This window comes from Phenylobacterium sp. GW823-FHT02A09 (assembly GCF_058797775.1).
The window spans coordinates 154,630-171,799 of the sequence record NZ_JBXAJZ010000004.1 but is presented as its reverse complement, the minus strand read 5'-3'; the positions used below and the strand labels follow the sequence as shown (position 1 = coordinate 171,799).

General features: G+C 70.0%; 20 protein-coding genes and 1 riboswitch. Of the genes, 11 read left to right on the top strand and 9 right to left on the bottom strand.

The features are described 5' to 3' along the window. The first annotated feature begins 10 nt into the window (after nt 1-10). Nucleotides 11-226 (top strand): hypothetical protein, encoded by a 216-nt coding sequence (locus AC1Q87_RS17470; RefSeq protein ID WP_183776850.1) that lies wholly within the window; start codon nt 11-13, stop codon nt 224-226. Here the strand turns inward: AC1Q87_RS17470 and AC1Q87_RS17465 are convergent, their stop codons facing one another. Together AC1Q87_RS17465 and thiC are read right to left on the bottom strand one after the other, a co-directional pair. Further along, the gene (locus tag AC1Q87_RS17465; protein WP_492610108.1) at nt 227-970 is read right to left on the bottom strand and encodes a pentapeptide repeat-containing protein; all 744 of its coding nucleotides are present in this window, start codon (nt 968-970) and stop codon (nt 227-229) included. Nucleotides 971-1,097: 127 nt separating this feature from the next. Next, the gene (gene thiC, locus AC1Q87_RS17460; protein WP_492610107.1) at nt 1,098-2,918 is read right to left on the bottom strand and encodes a phosphomethylpyrimidine synthase ThiC; all 1,821 of its coding nucleotides are present in this window, start codon (nt 2,916-2,918) and stop codon (nt 1,098-1,100) included. Between the two features lie 55 nt (nt 2,919-2,973). Next, a riboswitch (TPP riboswitch) is annotated at nt 2,974-3,081 on the bottom strand. Nucleotides 3,082-3,170: 89 nt separating this feature from the next. Here thiC and AC1Q87_RS17455 point away from each other — a divergent pair. The 3 genes from AC1Q87_RS17455 (at nt 3,171) to cuyB (ending at nt 5,326) form a co-directional block, all read left to right on the top strand. After that, a complete protein-coding gene (locus AC1Q87_RS17455; protein WP_492610106.1) occupies nt 3,171-3,566 on the top strand; it encodes a DUF6491 family protein in 396 nt (131 codons plus the stop codon). A gap of 69 nt (nt 3,567-3,635) precedes the next feature. After that, the gene (gene cuyA, locus AC1Q87_RS17450) at nt 3,636-4,640 is read left to right on the top strand and encodes a D-cysteate sulfo-lyase (protein WP_492610105.1); all 1,005 of its coding nucleotides are present in this window, start codon (nt 3,636-3,638) and stop codon (nt 4,638-4,640) included. After that, entirely contained in the window at nt 4,637-5,326 is a 690-nt protein-coding gene (cuyB, locus tag AC1Q87_RS17445; RefSeq protein WP_492610104.1) for a cysteate racemase, read from the top strand. The genes cuyA and cuyB overlap by 4 nt, the downstream gene beginning before the upstream one ends. On the opposite strand, the gene AC1Q87_RS17440 is transcribed toward cuyB, so the two are convergent. After that, nucleotides 5,323-6,783, bottom strand: a complete 1,461-nt coding sequence (locus AC1Q87_RS17440; RefSeq protein WP_492610103.1) for a flavin monoamine oxidase family protein — start codon at nt 6,781-6,783, stop codon at nt 5,323-5,325. The two genes, cuyB and AC1Q87_RS17440, sit on opposite strands and share 4 nt — an antisense overlap. A gap of 142 nt (nt 6,784-6,925) precedes the next feature. On the opposite strand from AC1Q87_RS17440, the gene AC1Q87_RS17435 reads away from it, so the two are divergent. Then, the gene (locus AC1Q87_RS17435) at nt 6,926-7,492 is read left to right on the top strand and encodes a TetR/AcrR family transcriptional regulator (RefSeq protein ID WP_492610102.1); all 567 of its coding nucleotides are present in this window, start codon (nt 6,926-6,928) and stop codon (nt 7,490-7,492) included. Here AC1Q87_RS17435 and AC1Q87_RS17430 read toward each other — a convergent pair. From AC1Q87_RS17430 to AC1Q87_RS17410, 5 genes are all read right to left on the bottom strand, one after another. Next, nucleotides 7,489-8,190 (bottom strand): DUF4336 domain-containing protein, encoded by a 702-nt coding sequence (locus AC1Q87_RS17430; RefSeq protein WP_492610101.1) that lies wholly within the window; start codon nt 8,188-8,190, stop codon nt 7,489-7,491. The two genes, AC1Q87_RS17435 and AC1Q87_RS17430, sit on opposite strands and share 4 nt — an antisense overlap. Before the next feature lie 8 nt (nt 8,191-8,198). Then, entirely contained in the window at nt 8,199-9,044 is an 846-nt protein-coding gene (gene ypfJ / locus AC1Q87_RS17425) for a KPN_02809 family neutral zinc metallopeptidase (protein WP_492610100.1), read from the bottom strand. A gap of 69 nt (nt 9,045-9,113) precedes the next feature. Further along, nucleotides 9,114-9,476 (bottom strand): hypothetical protein, encoded by a 363-nt coding sequence (locus tag AC1Q87_RS17420; protein ID WP_492610099.1) that lies wholly within the window; start codon nt 9,474-9,476, stop codon nt 9,114-9,116. Nucleotides 9,477-9,513: 37 nt separating this feature from the next. Further along, nucleotides 9,514-10,056 (bottom strand): tetratricopeptide repeat protein, encoded by a 543-nt coding sequence (locus AC1Q87_RS17415; RefSeq protein ID WP_492610098.1) that lies wholly within the window; start codon nt 10,054-10,056, stop codon nt 9,514-9,516. 133 nt (nt 10,057-10,189) lie between these two features. Further along, on the bottom strand, nt 10,190-11,095 hold the full coding sequence (locus tag AC1Q87_RS17410) for a DMT family transporter (protein WP_492610097.1): 906 nt from the start codon (nt 11,093-11,095) through the stop codon (nt 10,190-10,192). A gap of 138 nt (nt 11,096-11,233) precedes the next feature. Between AC1Q87_RS17410 and AC1Q87_RS17405 the strand changes: the two genes are divergently transcribed. The 3 genes from AC1Q87_RS17405 to AC1Q87_RS17395 all read left to right on the top strand — a co-directional run bounded on the left by AC1Q87_RS17405 (nt 11,234) and on the right by AC1Q87_RS17395 (nt 13,210). Continuing rightward, entirely contained in the window at nt 11,234-11,629 is a 396-nt protein-coding gene (locus AC1Q87_RS17405; RefSeq protein ID WP_492610096.1) for an MAPEG family protein, read from the top strand. Nucleotides 11,630-11,692: 63 nt separating this feature from the next. Further along, nucleotides 11,693-12,838, top strand: coding sequence for a patatin-like phospholipase family protein (locus tag AC1Q87_RS17400; RefSeq protein ID WP_492610095.1), 1,146 nt, complete (start codon nt 11,693-11,695; stop codon nt 12,836-12,838). Between the two features lie 63 nt (nt 12,839-12,901). Then, on the top strand, nt 12,902-13,210 hold the full coding sequence (locus tag AC1Q87_RS17395) for a YMGG-like glycine zipper-containing protein (protein ID WP_492610094.1): 309 nt from the start codon (nt 12,902-12,904) through the stop codon (nt 13,208-13,210). 3 nt (nt 13,211-13,213) lie between these two features. On the opposite strand, the gene AC1Q87_RS17390 is transcribed toward AC1Q87_RS17395, so the two are convergent. Beyond that, the gene (locus AC1Q87_RS17390; RefSeq protein ID WP_492610093.1) at nt 13,214-13,411 is read right to left on the bottom strand and encodes a heavy-metal-associated domain-containing protein; all 198 of its coding nucleotides are present in this window, start codon (nt 13,409-13,411) and stop codon (nt 13,214-13,216) included. Nucleotides 13,412-13,550: 139 nt separating this feature from the next. Here AC1Q87_RS17390 and AC1Q87_RS17385 point away from each other — a divergent pair, with 139 nt between their 5' ends. The 3 genes from AC1Q87_RS17385 to AC1Q87_RS17375 are packed head-to-tail and all read left to right on the top strand — an operon-like array spanning nt 13,551 to nt 17,126. Further along, nucleotides 13,551-16,028 (top strand): heavy metal translocating P-type ATPase, encoded by a 2,478-nt coding sequence (locus tag AC1Q87_RS17385; protein WP_492610092.1) that lies wholly within the window; start codon nt 13,551-13,553, stop codon nt 16,026-16,028. A gap of 11 nt (nt 16,029-16,039) precedes the next feature. Next, nucleotides 16,040-16,483 carry a Cu(I)-responsive transcriptional regulator gene (cueR, locus tag AC1Q87_RS17380; protein ID WP_436062580.1) on the top strand — a complete coding sequence of 148 codons (444 nt, stop codon included), beginning with the start codon at nt 16,040-16,042 and terminating at the stop codon, nt 16,481-16,483. Further along, the gene (locus AC1Q87_RS17375) at nt 16,467-17,126 is read left to right on the top strand and encodes a methyltransferase domain-containing protein (RefSeq protein WP_492610091.1); all 660 of its coding nucleotides are present in this window, start codon (nt 16,467-16,469) and stop codon (nt 17,124-17,126) included. The genes cueR and AC1Q87_RS17375 overlap by 17 nt, the downstream gene beginning before the upstream one ends. Nucleotides 17,127-17,170 lie beyond the last annotated feature (44 nt).

Sequence of the window (17,170 nt, the reverse complement as noted above, 5' to 3'; positions counted from 1 at the left end):
GGTCTAGTTGATGCTGAAGCTGTTGTTTTCGAGCTGGGGCGCCGAGTGGGGCACCGCGGCCCTGGTGTTCTTCGTCAGCGCCGCCGTCGGCCGGTTCGCCGCCGAGGGCATGAACACCCTGCAGTGGTGCGGCGCGATCACCGCCGTGCTCGCTTCGATCACCGCAGCTGTCGCCGTCCGCGTCTGGAAGGACGAGCCGGTGAAGGCCCGCGCCGACCGCGATTGATCACTCGGCGTGGACGTCCACGCCCATCGCGTTCAGCAGCCGGTACTGCTGATCCAGCGTGATCTTCATGCCCTGCAGGGTGGCCAGTTCCGTAAGGTTCAGGCCGCTCACCTCCGCGCCGCGCAGATCGGCGCCGGCCAGCTTTGCGCCGACGGTCAGGGCCTGGAACAGGTCGCACTCGCGCAGGTCCGCCCCCTCCAGGTCGGCGTCGACCAGCACGGCTTCGCGGAAGCTTGAGCGATTGAGATCGCCCTTGGGCAGCCGCAGCTGGGTCAGGTCGGCGAGCTCCAGGTTGCAGCCCTTCAACGCGCCGGCCCACTGCACGACGTTGCGGCCGAAGGCGCGGCTGAAGTCGGCGCGCGGAAAGGCCGAACCACGCAGGTTGCAGGCCTCCATTTCGACGCCCCAAAGGCTCGAACGCTCGAAGCGGGCGAACGACAGGTCGCATTTCCGCAGCCGCGCCTCTTCCAGCCGGCAGAAGGCGAAGACCGCCCCGACGTGGCCGTCGTCGTCGGCGAAGCTGCAGTCCTGAAAGACGATCTCACGCAGGTCGGCGTGGGTGAACCGGCAGCGGATCAGCCGACAACCGGCGAACCGCGCGCCCTGCATCACCGCGCCCTGCACGTGGCCGTCCCTGAGCGTGCAGCCCTCGAAGACGGCGTCGGTCAGATCGACGTCGGTGAAGTCGAGATCCGACAGGTCCAGATCGGCGAACGCCGCGCCAGCCTTGAGTTCGATCGCCATCCTCGCCTCCGCTCACCCCGGCGAATGCCGGGACCCAAGCTGACTAAGCCCTATCCACGTCGAAATCGGACGCAAGCGGCAAGGCCGCAGGGGTCCCGGCTTTCGCCGGGATGAGCGGTGGATCTGACTACTCCGACTTGACGTAGATCTCCCCGCCTTCGGCCCGGAACTTCTCGCTCATCTGCTCCATGCCGGCGGCGACGTCGTTCTGCTTGGCGGCCGCCTCACGGATGTCCTGGCTGATCTTCATCGAGCAGAACTTCGGACCGCACATCGAACAGAAATGCGCGGTCTTCATCGCCTCCTTGGGCAGGGTCTCGTCGTGGTACTGGCGCGCGGTTTCCGGATCGAGGCCGAGATTGAACTGGTCCTCCCAGCGGAACTCGAAGCGCGCGCGGCTGAGCGCGTCGTCCCACATCCGCGCCGACGGATGGCCCTTGGCGAGGTCGGCGGCGTGGGCGGCGATCTTGTAGGTGATCACGCCTTCCTTGACGTCCTCGCGGTCCGGCAGGCCCAGGTGCTCCTTGGGCGTGACGTAGCAGAGCATGGCGGTTCCGAACCAGCCGATCATCGCAGCCCCGATCGCGCTGGTGATGTGGTCGTAGCCGGGCGCGATGTCGGTGGTTAGCGGGCCGAGCGTGTAGAACGGCGCCTCGCCGCACGCGGCCAGTTGCTTGTCCATGTTGGCCTTGATCTTGTGCATGGCCACGTGGCCCGGCCCTTCGATCATCACCTGCACGCCGTGCTTCCAGGCGATCGGCGTCAGCTCGCCCAGGGTCTCCAACTCGGCGAACTGCGCGGCGTCGTTGGCGTCGGCTATCGAGCCGGGGCGCAGGCCGTCGCCCAGCGAGAACGAGACGTCATAGGCCCGCATGATCTCGCAGATCTCTTCAAAGTGCTCGTAGAGGAAGTTCTCCTTGTGGTGCGCCAGGCACCACTTGGCCATGATCGAGCCGCCGCGGCTCACGATTCCGGTGACGCGCTTGGCGGTCAGTGGGATGAACGGCAGCCGGACGCCTGCGTGGATCGTGAAATAATCGACGCCCTGCTCGGCCTGCTCGATCAGGGTGTCGCGGAAGACCTCCCAGTTCAGGTCCTCGGCGACGCCGTTCACCTTTTCCAGCGCCTGGTAGATCGGAACCGTGCCGATCGGGACCGGGCTGTTGCGGATGATCCAGTCGCGGATGTTGTGGATATTCCTGCCGGTCGACAGGTCCATGACCGTGTCGGCGCCCCAGCGGATCGCCCAGACCATCTTGTCGACCTCGTCGGCGACGGTCGACAGCACGGCGGAGTTGCCGATGTTGGCGTTGATCTTCACCAGGAAGTTCCGGCCGATCGCCATCGGCTCGAGTTCGGTGTGGTTGATGTTGGCCGGGATGATCGCCCGGCCGCGGGCCACCTCGTCGCGGACGAATTCGGGCGTCACGAAGTCGGGGATCGAGGCGCCGAAGTCCTCGCCGTCGCGGATCGCGCCGTCGTTTTCCTGGCGGCGCAGGTTCTCGCGGATGGCGACGTATTCCATCTCCGGCGTGATGATCCCGCGGCGCGCATATTCGAGCTGGGTCACGGCCGCCCCGCCCTTGGCGCGGTACACGCGGCGCGGCGCGTTGAACTGCGGCGCCAGATGCTCGCCCTTGGCGAAGCCGTTGTCCTCGGGCTTCACTTCGCGAGGGTTTTCAACCACTTCGATGTCGCCGCGAGAGACCACCCAGGGCTCCCGCACCCGGGCCAGGCCCTGGTCGATGTCGATCTTGGCGTTCGGGTCGGTGTAGGGGCCCGAGGGGTCGTAGATGGTCACCGGCGGCTCGTTGGCCGACGGATGCACCGCCACCTCGCGGAACGGCACCCGGATGTCGGGCCACAGAACGCCGGGCTGGTAGACCTTGCGCGAGCCGGGGCGCTCGCCGGTGGGAATGGCGTCTTTGACGGGCGTCTGGATGTTCACCGGCAAGCTCCTATGCGGCCAGAAGGCCTGCCGGCGACCGGGAATCCGGGCATGTGCATGCTCGGAACGCCTTCCCTTCGCCGGCATGACCCGGATCAGGTTCTACGGGTCGCGGGCTCGCCCGCCTCTCAGCCGCCTAAGCGCGGCCCCCCGAGGACAAGCGCCAGTCATAGGCGCGAACGCCGCCGATTGAAAGCGCCGCCGTCCAGCCGCAATCTTGCGTCCTAGATTGAGCCCGTAAGGAGGATCGCCATGTCACGCTTGTTCCTCGCCGCCGCCCTGGCCGCCGCGTTCGCCTCGCCCGCGCTCGCCCAGGAGCCCGCCAAGCCCGCCGCCGCGCCCAACCAGTGCTTCCGGATGAGCCAGATCGACAATCACACCAAGGGCGACGACCAGACCCTGTATCTCTCGGTGCGCCATCGCGACGTCTTTCGCCTGGGCATGGCGGGCAATTGCCTGACCGGCGCCAGCTCCAACGACGCCCTGGTCATGCAGCCGACCGCGGGGGTCGACCTGATCTGCCGCCCGCTGGACCTCGACCTGAAGGTGCGCACCAGCCCCGGAATGCTTTCTCCTTGCATCATCAAGGACATAACCAAGCTGACGCCCGAGCAGGTCGCGGCGCTGCCGTCCAAGGTGAAGCCCTAGCCGCAGCGGCGAATCTACGCTCGCGAGCGACCTTGGCCGCGTGCTAGGCAGGCGGCCAAGGAGTACCCCATGCAGCTTGCCAAGTTCCCGCGCGCGCGGTTCGCGCACCTCCCCACCCCGCTGGAGCCCGCCCCGCGGCTCGCGGCCGAACTCGGGATCAAGTCGCTCTACGTGAAGCGCGACGACTGCACCGGCCTGGCCGGCGGCGGCAACAAGACCCGCAAGCTGGAATTCCTGGTCGGCGACGCGCTGGCGAAAGGCGCCGATACGCTGATCACCCAAGGCGCCGTTCAGTCCAACCACGTGCGCCAGACGGCGGCGGCCGCGGCCCGGTTCGGACTGGCCTGCGAGGTCATCCTGGAGGAGCGCACCGGGTCGAATGCGGTCGACTATAACGGCTCGGGCAACGTGCTTCTCGACAGGTTGCTCGGCGCGGCCATCAGGAACGTGCCGGGTGGGACCGACATGAACGCCGAGCTCGAAAAGTCCGCGCAGGCGGTGCGCGAGCGCGGCGGCAAGCCGTACGTCATTCCAGGCGGGGGGTCGAACCCGATCGGGGCGCTCGGCTACGTCGACTGCGCGCTGGAGCTGGTGCGCCAGGCCGACGCCGAAAACCTGACCATCGACCGTATCGTCACCGCGACCGGCAGCGCCGGTACGCATGCCGGACTGGTCGCGGGCCTTGCCCTGCTTGGGGCCGACATCCCGGTGCTGGGCATCGGGGTCCGGGCGCCGAAAGATGTCCAGGAAGCCAACGTTCACAAACTGGCGGTCGAGACGGCGACCCTGCTCGGCCACGGCGAACGCGTCACCCGCGAGATGACGGTCGCCAATTGCGACTATGTCGGCGCCGGCTACGGCCTGATCGACGAGGGCGTGATCGACGCTTTGAAGCTCGCGGCGCGGACCGAAGGGCTGCTGTTCGACCCGGTCTACACCGGCAAGGCGGTCAAGGGTCTGATCGACCTGGCCCGCAAGGGAACCTTCAAGGACGAGACGGTCGTGCTGCTGCACACCGGCGGCGCGCAGGGCCTGTTCGGCTATCACGGCGAACTCGAAGGATCGCTGACGTGAGCCTGGTCCTGGGCGTTCTCGGCGGGATGGGTCCGGCGGCGACGCTGGACTTCCTCGCCAAGCTGCAGGCGCTGACCCCGGCCGAGCGCGACCAGGACCACATCCGCACCCTGGTCGACATCAACCCGCAGGTGCCCGACCGCAACGATCCGCTGAACAAGCCCGGTCCGGTGCTGGCCGAGATGGCCGGCGCCCTGCACGGCGCGGGCGCCGACGTGCTGGCCATCGCCTGCAACACCGCCCACGCCTATGCCGACGTGATCACCCGGTCGAGCGGCCTGCCGCTGATCGACATGATCGGCACCGCCTCGGCCGCCGCCCGCGACAGCGGCGCGCGGCGGGCCGGGGTGCTGGGCACCCGCGACGCGCTGAAGCTCTATCGCGAGTATCTGGCCGCCCAGGGCATGGGCATGGTCACCCTGGAGCCGGAGCGCCAGGAGGAATTCATGACGCTGATCTACCAGATCAAGCGCGGCGAACGCGGAGCGGAGGTGCGCGAGCGCATGGCCGCCCTGGCCGCCGACCTCGCCGCAGGCGGGGCCGAGGCGATCATCGCCGGCTGCACCGAGGTCCCGCTGGTGCTTGAGGCCGACGACATCCGACGGCCGTTCATCGACGCCGGCGAGGCCCTGGCTCGCCGCTGCGTGGCGGTGTGCCTGGGCCTCGAACCGGTCCCCGCGCTCTAGGCGGCGGCCGTCGCCTCGGCGGCGGCGCGCTCGCCGGCGCGGATCGCGCCTTCGACATAGCCGGTCCAGGTCTCGGAGGTTTCCGTCCCCGCCCAGTGCACGCGCCCGACCGGCGCGCGCAACGAGGCCCCGTAGGCCGACAGGACGCCCGGCGGCGCGAAGGCGCCGTAGCAGCCGCGCGACCACTGCTCGGTCGACCAGTCCTGCTCGACATAGTCGAGCGGCGTCGCCGCCTTCGGCCCCAGCCCCTCAACCAGCAGCCGCAGCACCTCGGCGCGCCGCTCGGCCGGAGAACGCGGGCTCCACTCGCCGGCATGGGCGCCGTCGAAGAAGCCGGCGATCAGGCCGTGCGGCTGGCCCGGCGGACTGACGTCGAAGGCCGGGCCGAAGCCGAAGGCGTCGCTGAACAGCGAGCCGTTGAGGCCCGCCTGGCGCCAGAACGGGGTCTCGTAGGCCACCCAGACCTTGATGCACGAGCCCATCGGCATCCGCTGGGCCAGGGCGTCGCGCGCATGCGGCATCAGCGGCTCATAGTCGATGCGGCCGGCGAGCGGCGGCGGCAGGGCTACGATCACCCGCGGCGCCGTGTAGCGCCCGTTGTCGCAGATCACCTCCACGCCCGAGGCGTCCTGGCGGATCGTGCGGACGGCGGTGTTCAGCTTCACCGCCGGGCCGAGCTCGGCGGCCATCCTGGCGGCCACCTGGTGCAGCCCCCCGACGAACAGGAGGTTCTGCGCCCCGCCGGGTCCCGAGGAGATCAGGGTCGAAAGGTCGCCGGCCGACTTCAGGTAGAAGAGCATGAACAGCAGCGAGATGTCGTGCGGCTCCGCGCAGAACAGAGCTGGGATCAGCATCTCGAACACGCCGCGCGCGCCCTTGGTCTTGGCGTGATCGTCGAGCCAGGTGGCGAAGGTGACCGCATCCAGCTTCGCAGCGTCGGGCGCCGTCCAGGGCGCGTGGAGCGGCAGTTTGCCGGCCAACTTTTCCAGTTCGCCGACCATGGCGGCAAAGTCGGCCAGGGCGTCGGGCGGCAGGGCCGAGAAGGCGTCCTCGCCGCGTCCGGTCCCGCGCACGCCGTTCACCTCGAAGAGGTTCTTGCCGTCCAGGAAGGTCGGATAGGTGGCCACGCCGTAGCCCTTGGCCAACTCGGCCAGCCGCGTCTGGGTCGGGCCGAGCCACATGCCGCCCAGATCGATGGTCAGCCCTGCGATCCGGCCAGGCTTCACGCGACCGCCGACGCGTTCGCGCGCCTCCAGCACCACGACCCGCCGTCCCGCCGCCTTGAGCGCGCGGGCCGCGGCCAGGCCCGAAAAGCCGCCGCCAACCACGATCACGTCGGCGGTCTGCGCCGCCGGCGTCGAAGCCCCCGCCGATCCGCCGACCGCCATCGCACCAGCCATCGAAGCTCCGGCCATCGACGCCGTGAGCACAGCGCGCCGGTCAGGTTGGTTCTGCATCCTCGCCTCCGATTATTTTATTATACGCGTATAATTAAATGGCGGAACGGCGATCGTGCAATAGGGTTCTCTCGGTCGCGGAGGATGGATGACGCAGGCTCGGAGGGGACGGCCCCGGCGCTCGCCGGAGCAGGTGGACGCCATGCGCGAGCGCATCATCTCCACGGCGCGCGGGCTGTTCGCGGCCGAAGGCTTCCAGAGCGTCTCGATGCGCAAGGTCGCGGCCGAGGCCGGCTGCTCGCCGATGGCCCTCTATGGCTACTTCCGCAACAAGAACGAGCTGCTGCGCCACATCTGGGAGCAGTTCTTCGACCCGCTGTTCGCCTCGGTCGACGCGGCCGCGGCGAAGGCGGCGAGCCCGCAGCAACGCCTGCGCGCCATGTGCCAGGCCTATCTCGCCTATTGGCTGGCGCATCCCGACCAGTACCGGCTTGTCTATCTGAACGACGACCGCGTGGAGGACGGCGAGGTGTTCTACGCCCACCTGCCCGAGACCGCGGACCGTCACGCGGTGTTCTCGGAAGCCATCGCCGACTGCCAGGCCGCCGGCGAGATCGCCCCGGGCGACAAGACCGCCAAGGGCGAGGCGCTGCTCTGCATGATGATCGGCGTGGCGCACAACCTGATCACCGTCAGCGAGCATCGCTGGTCGCCGGGAACGCAGCTGTTGGACGTCATGCTGGACGGACTGTTCGCCCGCCGCGGCTAGCGCGTCAGCCAGGCAAACGCACCGGCTATGAAGGCGCGGCCCTCCCGTTCGACCGGGGTTCCATGCGCCATGACCACCTTGTCGCTCGGCCAGTCGAGGATGCGCGACAGGGCCGCCCTGCCCGCGGCGCGGTCGGTGAAGGCGACCCGGAACTTGCGGGGCACGGTGGGCTCGGGCTGAGTCATCAGGTCGAGCCGCGCGACCAGCGCCCGCCAGCCGCTGAACCAGCCGCGCGGAAACTGCTGCAGCAGGTCGGTGAACAGCACCGTGCGGCTGGGGCGGTGGAAGAACACCGCCTCGGTGGTGATCGCGTTGCCGGCCATCAGCACGTAGTCGAGGTCCGCGGGCCAGTCGCCCGGCGGCGTGTCCCCCAGTTCCACATCGATGCGCAGGTCCGCCCGCTTGGCGGCCAGACCGGGCGCCGCATACAGCCGGGCGGTCGGGAACGCCGCGCGCCATTGCGCCAGATGCAGGTCATGCAGCGAGTTGGGCGCGACCAGGATGCGGACCTCGCCCAACACGGCCAGGCCGGCGGCCAGGTCGTCATCGAGCCGCACCGGCGACCAGACCAGCAGGCCGCCGCCCGTCAGCCGGATCACCGCCATCCGCGTCGGATAGCGAAAGCCGGCGACCTGCGCCTCGCCGCCGTCGGCCAGCCAAATCTCGGGCCCGAACGGCGCCAGTCGTGCGACGCGCATCTGCGGGTCTAGAGCCGCCCGGCCCGGAAGGTGTCGCAAGCGGCCGGATCGCCCTTCTCCACCCCGATGCGGAACCAGCGCATGCGCTGTTCGCTGGAGCCGTGGGTGAAGGCGTCGGGCATGACACGGCCCTGGGACTGCTTCTGGATGGCGTCGTCGCCGACCGCCGCGGCGGCGCGGATGCCGTCCTCGATGTCGGCGGGATCGAGCGCCACCTGGCCGCCGGACGCGGCCGGGGCATGGGCGACCCAGACGCCGGCGTAGCAGTCGGCCTGCAGCTCAAGCCGCACGGCCGTGGAGTCGGCGCCGCGCGAGCCGCGTTCGACGTTGTTGGTGGCGCCGGTCAGGTTCTGGACGTGGTGGCCGACCTCGTGGGCGATGACATAGGCGCGGGCCGCTTCGCCCTTGGCCCCGAAGCGGCTTTCCAGCTCGTTCCAGAACGCCAGGTCGAGATAGACCTTCTGGTCGGCTGGGCAATAGAACGGGCCCATCGCCGACTGACCCATGCCGCAGCCGGTGCCGGTCGCCTGGTCATAGATCACCACCGCCGCCGGACGACGATAGCGCTGGCCCTCGGCCGCGAAGATCTGGCTCCAGACGTCGGTGGTCGATTGTTCGATGACGTCGACGAACTGGCCGCCCTCGTCCTGGGTCGTGCCGCGCGCGCCTTCCTGCTGCTCGGCCTGGCCGCCGCCCTGCACCACCGACATGGTGGTCGACGGATCGATGCCGAACACGAAATAGCCGATCAGGGCTAGGGCCAAGCCGCCCAGCCCGATGCCGCCGACCCCGGCCGCGCTCATCCCGCGGCGATCCTCGATGTTGCCGCCCCTACGGCCGCCCTGCCAACGCATGTCCTGATCCCTCCAGTGACGCCTCAACGCCCCAGCCCGGCCGGAGGATGCGTCCTATCGCCGCCGCTGTCAGCGCTTGTTTTGCGAGGCTTCGCGCACGCGGGCGTTGGAGGCGGCCAGGGCGGCGTCGGGGATCGAGGCGAAACTGCCCATGTTGAGGGACGGCGCCTTCACGTCCTGATCGAGCGGCGCCAGCGTCGGCCCGCGCTGCATCCGCAAACCCTGCATCCGCTCCTGGCTCTGCACCCGCGCATCCAGGCTGTTGAGGTCGTTCTCCAGGGCCACGGACCGTTGCCGGTCGATCATCTGCTGGGCCTGGAGCTCCTGGTTGCGGATGGTCAGGTCGCGGGCGACCGGGTCGCGCGGCGCCTGGGCCGGCGCCGGCGATGCCGACGCGGCGAAGACAGCCAGGGCGAGAAGCATCGGTCGCATGACCATGAAACGCGCCAACCGGCCGCAAGGCTCCGCGTCAGCGACGCGAAACGGTGAAGCGGGTCAGCTGCTCGCGCGGGGCGGTCCATTCGGGGGCCAGCTCCAGAGCCTTCTGGTAGTCGAAATAGGCCGCCTTGGGGTCGTCCAGGCCTTCGTGCGCCAGGGCGCGGTTGTAGTAGGCCTTCTCCGGCTCGCTGACGCCCAGCTCGAGGCTGCGGTTGAGGTCGCTGAGCCCCTCGGCGTAGCGCTTACGGCCGATCCAGGCCGCCCCGCGATTGACGTAGGCCTCGCCCATCTCCGGCTGCAGGCGGACAGCGCTGTCGAAGTCACGGGCGGCGTCGGCATAGGCGGCGCGACGCAGCTTGAGCACGCCGCGGTTGACGAAGGTGCCGGCGCGATCGCGCGGATCGAGCAGTTCGGTCTCCAGCGCCAGGGTGCAGCTGTCCTGGTATTGCGGATCGTCTTCGCCGCGGATGGCGGCGTCGGCGCATTCCTGCGCGAGCCCGCCGCCGAGCACCGTGACGGCGCCTTCGGCGGTGGTGGCGACAGCCAGTATCGCCAACGCGATCACTGCAAGCATGACCCCTTTGAACATTTTCGGCCTCCCGGCGTCCTCGGGCGGGGCGGGTCAGGCGGGGCCCGATGCGTTCGTCCGGGACGTCGGCAGAGTCCTCCCGTAACGCGGGTCTGTCAATGTGAAGCCTAGGGGCGCCTCAGACGCCGCGGCGCAGGCGGCGGGTCTCGCGGAACAGGATGTAGACGCCGCTGCCGGCCACCACGAGCGCGCCGGCGATGGTGGCCGCGCGCGGGATCTCGTCCCAGACCAGATAGCCGATGATCCCGGCCCAGATCAGTTGGCTGTAGTCGAACGGCGCGACCACCGCGACGGGCGCGCGGCGCAGGGCCTCGGTCAGCAGCAGCTGGCCCGTGCCGCCGATCAGCCCGGCGCTGATCAGCATGACCAGGGTGGTCACGTCGGGGATCGTCCAGCCGCCGAACGGCAGGCTCGACAGGCCCAGCAGCATCCCGGCCAGGGTGAAGTAGAAGACGATGGTGGGCCCAGGCTCGGTGCGGCCGATCTCGCGGATCGCGATCATCGCCCCGGCCGCGCCCAGCGCGCCCAGCAGCGCGAAGGCGGTGCCGAGATTGGCCATGTGGCCGGGGTCGGGGCGGACCATGATCAGCACCCCGACGAAGCCGATGGCCACCGCCGCCCAGCGATGGACGCCGACCACTTCCTTGAGGATCAGCGCCGACAGCGCGGTCATGAACAGCGGCGAGGCGAAGGACAGCGCCGTCGACTCGGTGAGCGGCAGCATCGAGACCGCGGTGAAGCCGCAGACCATGCCGACCAGCCCGACCGCCGCGCGGGTGGCGTGGCCGCCGAGGCGGTTGGTCTTCAGCACCGAGAACCCGGTCGTGCGCGAGACGTAGAGCAGCACCGGCACGAAGGCGAAGGCGTTGCGGAAGAAGACGATCTCCAGCACCGGCGCGCCGCGCTCGGCGCAGGCCTTCACCAGCGCGGCCAGCACCGCCATGCAGGCCATCGCCGCCACGCGCAGGGCGATCCCCGCGCCGTTGCTCTGCTGGACGGCGTGGGACGGGACGTCGGCGGGCACTGGTCTCTCCTTGGAACCGCCGTGCATAGAGGCCCTGCCCGCCCAGCGCCATAGCCGCCGGCCCGCCGACCGGCGCTTGCGACTCGCCGCCACGGGCCTCTGGCTCCACAGTGGGGTGCAAACTCGGGGAGATTCGGCATGACCATCGGATTGTTGATGGCGGCGTGGACGCTGGTTCTGGCCTTCGCGCAGATCCTGCTGTTCGACATCGCCAGGACCAGCCAGTACGGGCTGAAGTGGAACACCGGCCCGCGTGACGGCGAGATGCCGCCGCTGAGCGACAAAGCCCTACGGCTCAAGCGCGCCCAGGACAACCTGTTCGAGACCCTGCCGCTGTTCCTCGGCGCGGTGCTCATCGCCCACGTCGCCGGCAAGGAGAGCGAGATCACCGCGCTGGGCGCGCAGATCTATTTCTGGGCCCGGGTCGCCTACGTGCCGCTCTATGCCTGGGGCGTGCGCCAGATCCGCTCGCTGGCTTGGCTGGTCAGCATCGTCGGCCTCGGCATGATCGCCCAGGCGATCCTGCTGCCTTAAGGACGTCACTAAAGTCGTCGATCGGTTGACGGCGTAGGGCCGGCGTGCGGCAAGGGCGCGATGATGCGTAGTTCAGTACTAGCGGCCCTTGTCGTGGCGCTGTTCGCAGCGCCGCTGGCCGGCTGCGCCTCGTTCTCGCGCGAGGACTTCACCGCCGACGAGGCGCACCGCGCCCTGCCCCCGACCGCAGCCGACATCCGCTTCGACGCGTCGGACCAGGCCTCGGCCCTGGCCTTCACCAACCGCACCCAGCGCCAACTGGCCGCCGCCGGCGACCGGCGGGTCGACGTGCTGGCGATCTCCGGCGGCGGGGCCGACGGCGCCTATGGGGCCGGGGTGATGGTCGGCTGGACGCAGGCCGGCACGCGGCCGAGCTTCGAGGTGGTCACCGGGGTCAGCACCGGGGCGCTGATCGCACCGTTCGCGTTCCTGGGCTCGCACTGGGACAAGACCCTGCGCGAGGCCTATGCCGGCGGCCGGGCCAGCCAGGTGCTGAAGGGCCAGGGCCTGGGGGTGCTGTTCTCGTCTAGCCTCTACAGCCCCGAGTACCTGCGCGACCTTGTCGAGACCTACTGCACCCCGGTGATGCTGCACGAGATCGCCCAGGAGCACGCCAAGGGCCGGCGGCTGCTGATCGCCACCACCAATCTCGACAGCCAGCAGACCGTGGTCTGGGACATGGGGGCGATCGCCTCGCGCGGCGGGCCCGACGCGCTGAAGCTGTTCCGCGAGGTGCTGGTCGCCTCGGCCGCCATCCCGGGGGTCTTCCCGCCGGTGATCATCCCGATCGGCGACGCCGACGGCCGGATGATCGACGAGATGCACGTCGACGGCGGGGTGACCGCGCCGTTCGTCTCGATCCCCGAGGGTCTCTATTTCTGGAACGCTCCGGAAGGCCAGGCGACGACGCCGGCGCGGATCTTCGTGCTGGTCAACGGCAAGCTGGACCCGAGCTTCGCGGTCGTGCGCGGCCGCGCGCCGACCATCCTGGGCCGGGCCTTCGACACCATGATGAAGACCAACCTGCGCGCCCACATCGCCGCCAACCGGGCCTTCGCCGAGCGCAACCGCATGGAGTTCGAGATCGCCGAGGTGCCGCGCGAGGCCGAGAGCGGCAGCCTGAATTTCCAGCCCGAGAACATGCGCAAGCTGTTCAAGGTGGGCGAGGAGAACGCGATCGCCGGCAAGGCCTGGGCCCGGCCGGATTAGGGAACCGCCCCAGGCGCGCGACCGTTCGAACCAGCGGGACGGCGTAACCCAGAGAGGTTCGCGATGACACTCAGTCTGAAGACCGCCGCGGTCGGCTCGGTCCTGCTCCTGGCCGCCTGCGGCACCACCACCACCGAACGTGCGGCGACCGGCGGCCTGGCCGGCGCAGCGATCGGCGGCGCGGTCGACAGCTCCTGGACAGGGGCGCTGATCGGCGGCGCGGCCGGGGCGGCGCTGGGCGCGGCGACGACGCCCAAGCACAACGACAACATCAACCGCCGCCAGTACTACGACGAGCGCGCGGGCCGGTATTACTACTACGATCCCGGCGCGCGCCGGTACTATTGGGAAGACGGCAGCCGTCGCAACTGACGGCTAGGCCGCCGCGACGCTGTAGCCGGCGTCCTTGATCGCCTGAGCCACGGCCTCGCGGCGCTCGCCGCCTTCGACGGTGACGCGACCGGCCGCGAGGTCGACGGCGACCTGGGCCTTGGGCTCGACCGCCTGGACGGCCTTGGTCACGGACTGCACGCAGTGGCCGCAGGACATGCCTTCAACCTGAAAAATCATCATCGGGTCTGCTCCTCGAAACTCTGTCGGAGCGGTTCTGCACCTTCCCACGACAGGAAGGTCAACGCGAAAATCGTCGCTTGACCCTCCCATGGTGGGAGAGTTGAAAGATGCCGGGCATCGAGAGTTCGAGGAGCCCGTCATGTCGCAAACCGTCCTGCAGCCGTTGGAGATTCCCGTCCTCGGGATGACCTGCGCCTCGTGCGTGGGGCGCGTCGAAAAAGCGATCGCCGCCGTGCCCGGCGTCGCCGCCGCCAGCGTCAATCTGGCCGCCGAGCGGGCGCATGTGGAACTGACGCCGGACGGCGACACCGCCGCCGTGGTCGAGGCGATCCGCAAGGCCGGCTACGAGCCGCTTGACCGCACCGTCGACCTCAAGATCGAGGGGATGACCTGCGCATCGTGCGTCGCCAAGGTCGAGAAGGCGTTGAAGGCCGTGCCTGGCGTGCTGGACGCGCAGGTCAACCTGGCGACCGAGCGCGCGCAAGTCCGCGCCTTGGCCGGCGGCGCAGCGGGCGCCCAGCTGGTCGCCGCCGTCGAGGCCATCGGCTACGGCGCCCAGGAAATCGATCCCGCCGCCGCCCCCGACCTGGCCGACCGCGAGCGCCAGGCCCGCGAGGCCGAGATCACCGGACTTAAGCGCGCCGTCGCGGTCGCCGCCGCCGGCACTCTGCCGCTGTTCGTGATCGAGATGGGCCGCCACTTCATCCCCGGCATCCACCACTGGCTGGCGGGAACCATCGGCGAGCAACCCTGGCGGCTGGCGAGCTTCGTGCTGGCGGCGATCGTGCTGTTCGGCCCCGGTCTGCGCTTCTTCCGCAAGGGCGTGCCGAACCTGATCCGCCGCACGCCGGACATGAACTCGCTGGTGGTGCTGGGAACTAGCGCGGCCTTCGCCTACTCGGCGGTGGCGACCTTCGCGCCGTTCCTGCTGCCGGCCGGCGCCGACCACGTCTATTACGAGGCGGCCGCCGTCATCGTGACCCTGATCCTGCTGGGCCGGCTGTTCGAGGCCCAGGCCAAGGGCCGCACCAGCGAGGCGATCAAGCGGCTGATGACCCTGCAGGCCAAGACCGCCCGCGTGCTGCGCGGCGGCGAGGTGACGGAGGTTCCGATCGCCGAGGTGATCGCCGGCGACGTGGTCGTGGTCCGACCGGGCGAGCGCGTCGCGGTCGACGGCGAGGTCATCGACGGCGGCTCGTTCGTCGATGAGTCGATGATCACCGGCGAACCGATCCCGGTCGAGAAGAAGCCCGGCGACACCGTGGTCGGCGGCACCGTCAACAAGACCGGCGCGTTCCAGTTCCGCGCCACCAAGGTCGGCGCCCAGACCATGCTGGCGCAGATCGTGCGGATGGTCGAAGCCGCCCAGGGCTCGAAGCTGCCGATCCAGGCCACGGTCGACAAGGTGACCGCCTGGTTCGTGCCGGCGGTGATCGCCGCGGCTCTGCTGACCTTCGCCGCCTGGATGGTGTTCGGCCCGAGCCCGGCGCTGGCCTTCGCCTTGGTCAACGCCGTGGCGGTGCTGATCATCGCCTGCCCCTGCGCCATGGGCCTGGCCACGCCGACCTCGATCATGGTCGGCACCGGCAAGGCCGCCGAGCTGGGCGTGCTGTTCCGGCGCGGCGAGGCGCTGCAGGCGCTGCGCGACGTCAAGATCGTGGCCTTCGACAAGACCGGCACCCTGACCGAGGGCCGCCCCGCCCTCACGGATCTGCACGCCGCCGAAGGCTTCGGCGAAGACGAAGTTCTGGCCCTGACCGCCGCGGTCGAGAGCCGCTCGGAGCACCCGATCGCCGAAGCCATCGTCGAAGCCGCCAAGGCCAAGAGCCTCGCCGTCGCCGAACCGCAAGCGTTCGAGGCCGTCACCGGCTACGGCGCCCAGGCCAAGATCGACGGCCGGCTGGTGCAGGTTGGAGCCGACCGCTTCATGGCCAAGCTCGGCCTCGACGTCGGCGTGTTCAGCGACACGGCCGCCCGACTGGGCGCCGAGGCCAAGAGCCCGCTCTATGTCGCGGTCGACGGCAAGCTTGCCGCAGTGCTGGCGGTGGCCGACCCGATCAAGCCGACGACGCCTCAGGCGTTGGCCGCCCTGCACGCGATGGGGCTGAAGGTGGCGATGATCACCGGCGACAACGCCCACACCGCCCGCGCCGTCGCCGCCAAGCTGGGCCTGGACGAGATCGAGGCCGAGGTGCTGCCGGACGGCAAGGTGGCCGCGGTGCAGGCGCTGCGCGCCCGCTTCGGCGCCATCGCCTTCGTCGGCGACGGGGTCAACGACGCCCCGGCCCTGGCCGCCGCCGACGTGGGGATCGCGATGGGCGCAGGGACGGACGTCGCCATCGAAAGCGCCGACGTCGTGCTGATGCGCAGCGACCTACGGGCGGTGGCCACGGCGGCGGCGCTGAGCCGGGCGGTGATGAACAACATCGGCCAGAACCTGATCTGGGCGTTCGGCTACAACGTCATCCTGATCCCGGTCGCCGCCGGCGTCCTCTTCCCCACGTTCGGCCTGCTGCTGTCGCCGATGGTGGCGGCCGGCGCCATGGCGCTGTCCAGCGTCAGCGTCCTCACCAACGCTCTGCGACTGAAGGCCTTCCGGCCTCCAGTCGCCGTCTGAAGGAGATCACCATGAACATCGGCCAGGCCTCCAAGGCGTCCGGCGTCACCACCAAGATGATCCGCTACTACGACGAGATCGGGCTGGTGCGGCCCTCGGCGCGGACCGACGCCAACTACCGCGAGTACGACGAGCGCGAGATCAACGAGCTGCGCTTCATCCGCCGCGCCCGCTCGCTGGGCTTCTCGATGCCGGAGATCACCCAGCTCCTGTCGCTGTGGCGCGACCGCGGGCGGCCCAGCCGCGAGGTCAAGGCGATCGCCGACCGGCATCTGGCCGACCTCGACGCCCGCATCGCCGAGATGCAGGCCATGGCCGACACCCTGCGCCACCTGTCGCACTGCTGCGCCGGCGACGACCGGCCCGACTGCCCGATCCTGGCCGACCTGACGCAAGGCGCGCTGCCGTCCGATCCGAAACCCAAGACCCGGAGAGCGCATGTTCACGGGGCCTGAGGCGCAGGCCTACGGCGCCAAGATCCGCGCCCGCGTCCCCGGCTACGAGGCGATGCACGAGGTGATCGCCGCAGCCCTGCTCGCCAGCGCGCCCGAACACGCCAGGGTGCTGATCGTCGGGGCCGGCGACGGCGAGGACCTGCTGGCCCTGGCCCGCGCCGCCCCCGGCTGGACGTTCACGGCGCTGGATCCGGAACCGGACATGATCGCGCTGGCTCAGGCGCGAGCGCAGGCGGCCGGCATCGGCGGCCGCGTTCGGTTCCACGTCGGCTACGCGGCCGACCTGGACGACGCCGACTTCGACGCCGCAGCCGCCGTGCTGGTCGCCCACTTCCTGCCCGACGACGGTGCGCGGGCCTTGTTCCTGGCCCAGGTCGCCGGCAAGCTGCGGCCCGGCGGGGCGCTGGCCCTGGCCGACCTCGCCGCGCTGGCGACGCCGCCCGGCGCCTACCGCGCCTGGATGGCCGGCGCCGGCGTTGCGGCTGCGATGCTGGACGCCGCCGAGCAGCGGATGGCCCGCGAGTTCCACCCGATCGACGAAGAGCGTCTGGCGGCGCTGTTGGCGCAGGCCGACTTTGGCCCGCCGGCGCGGCTCTACCAGGCGCTCGGCTATGGCGCGTATCTTTCAGTCAAGCGAGGCTGAGCGCGGCCTCCATCGTTCCTGCACCAAGCGCGCGGAGTAAGCAG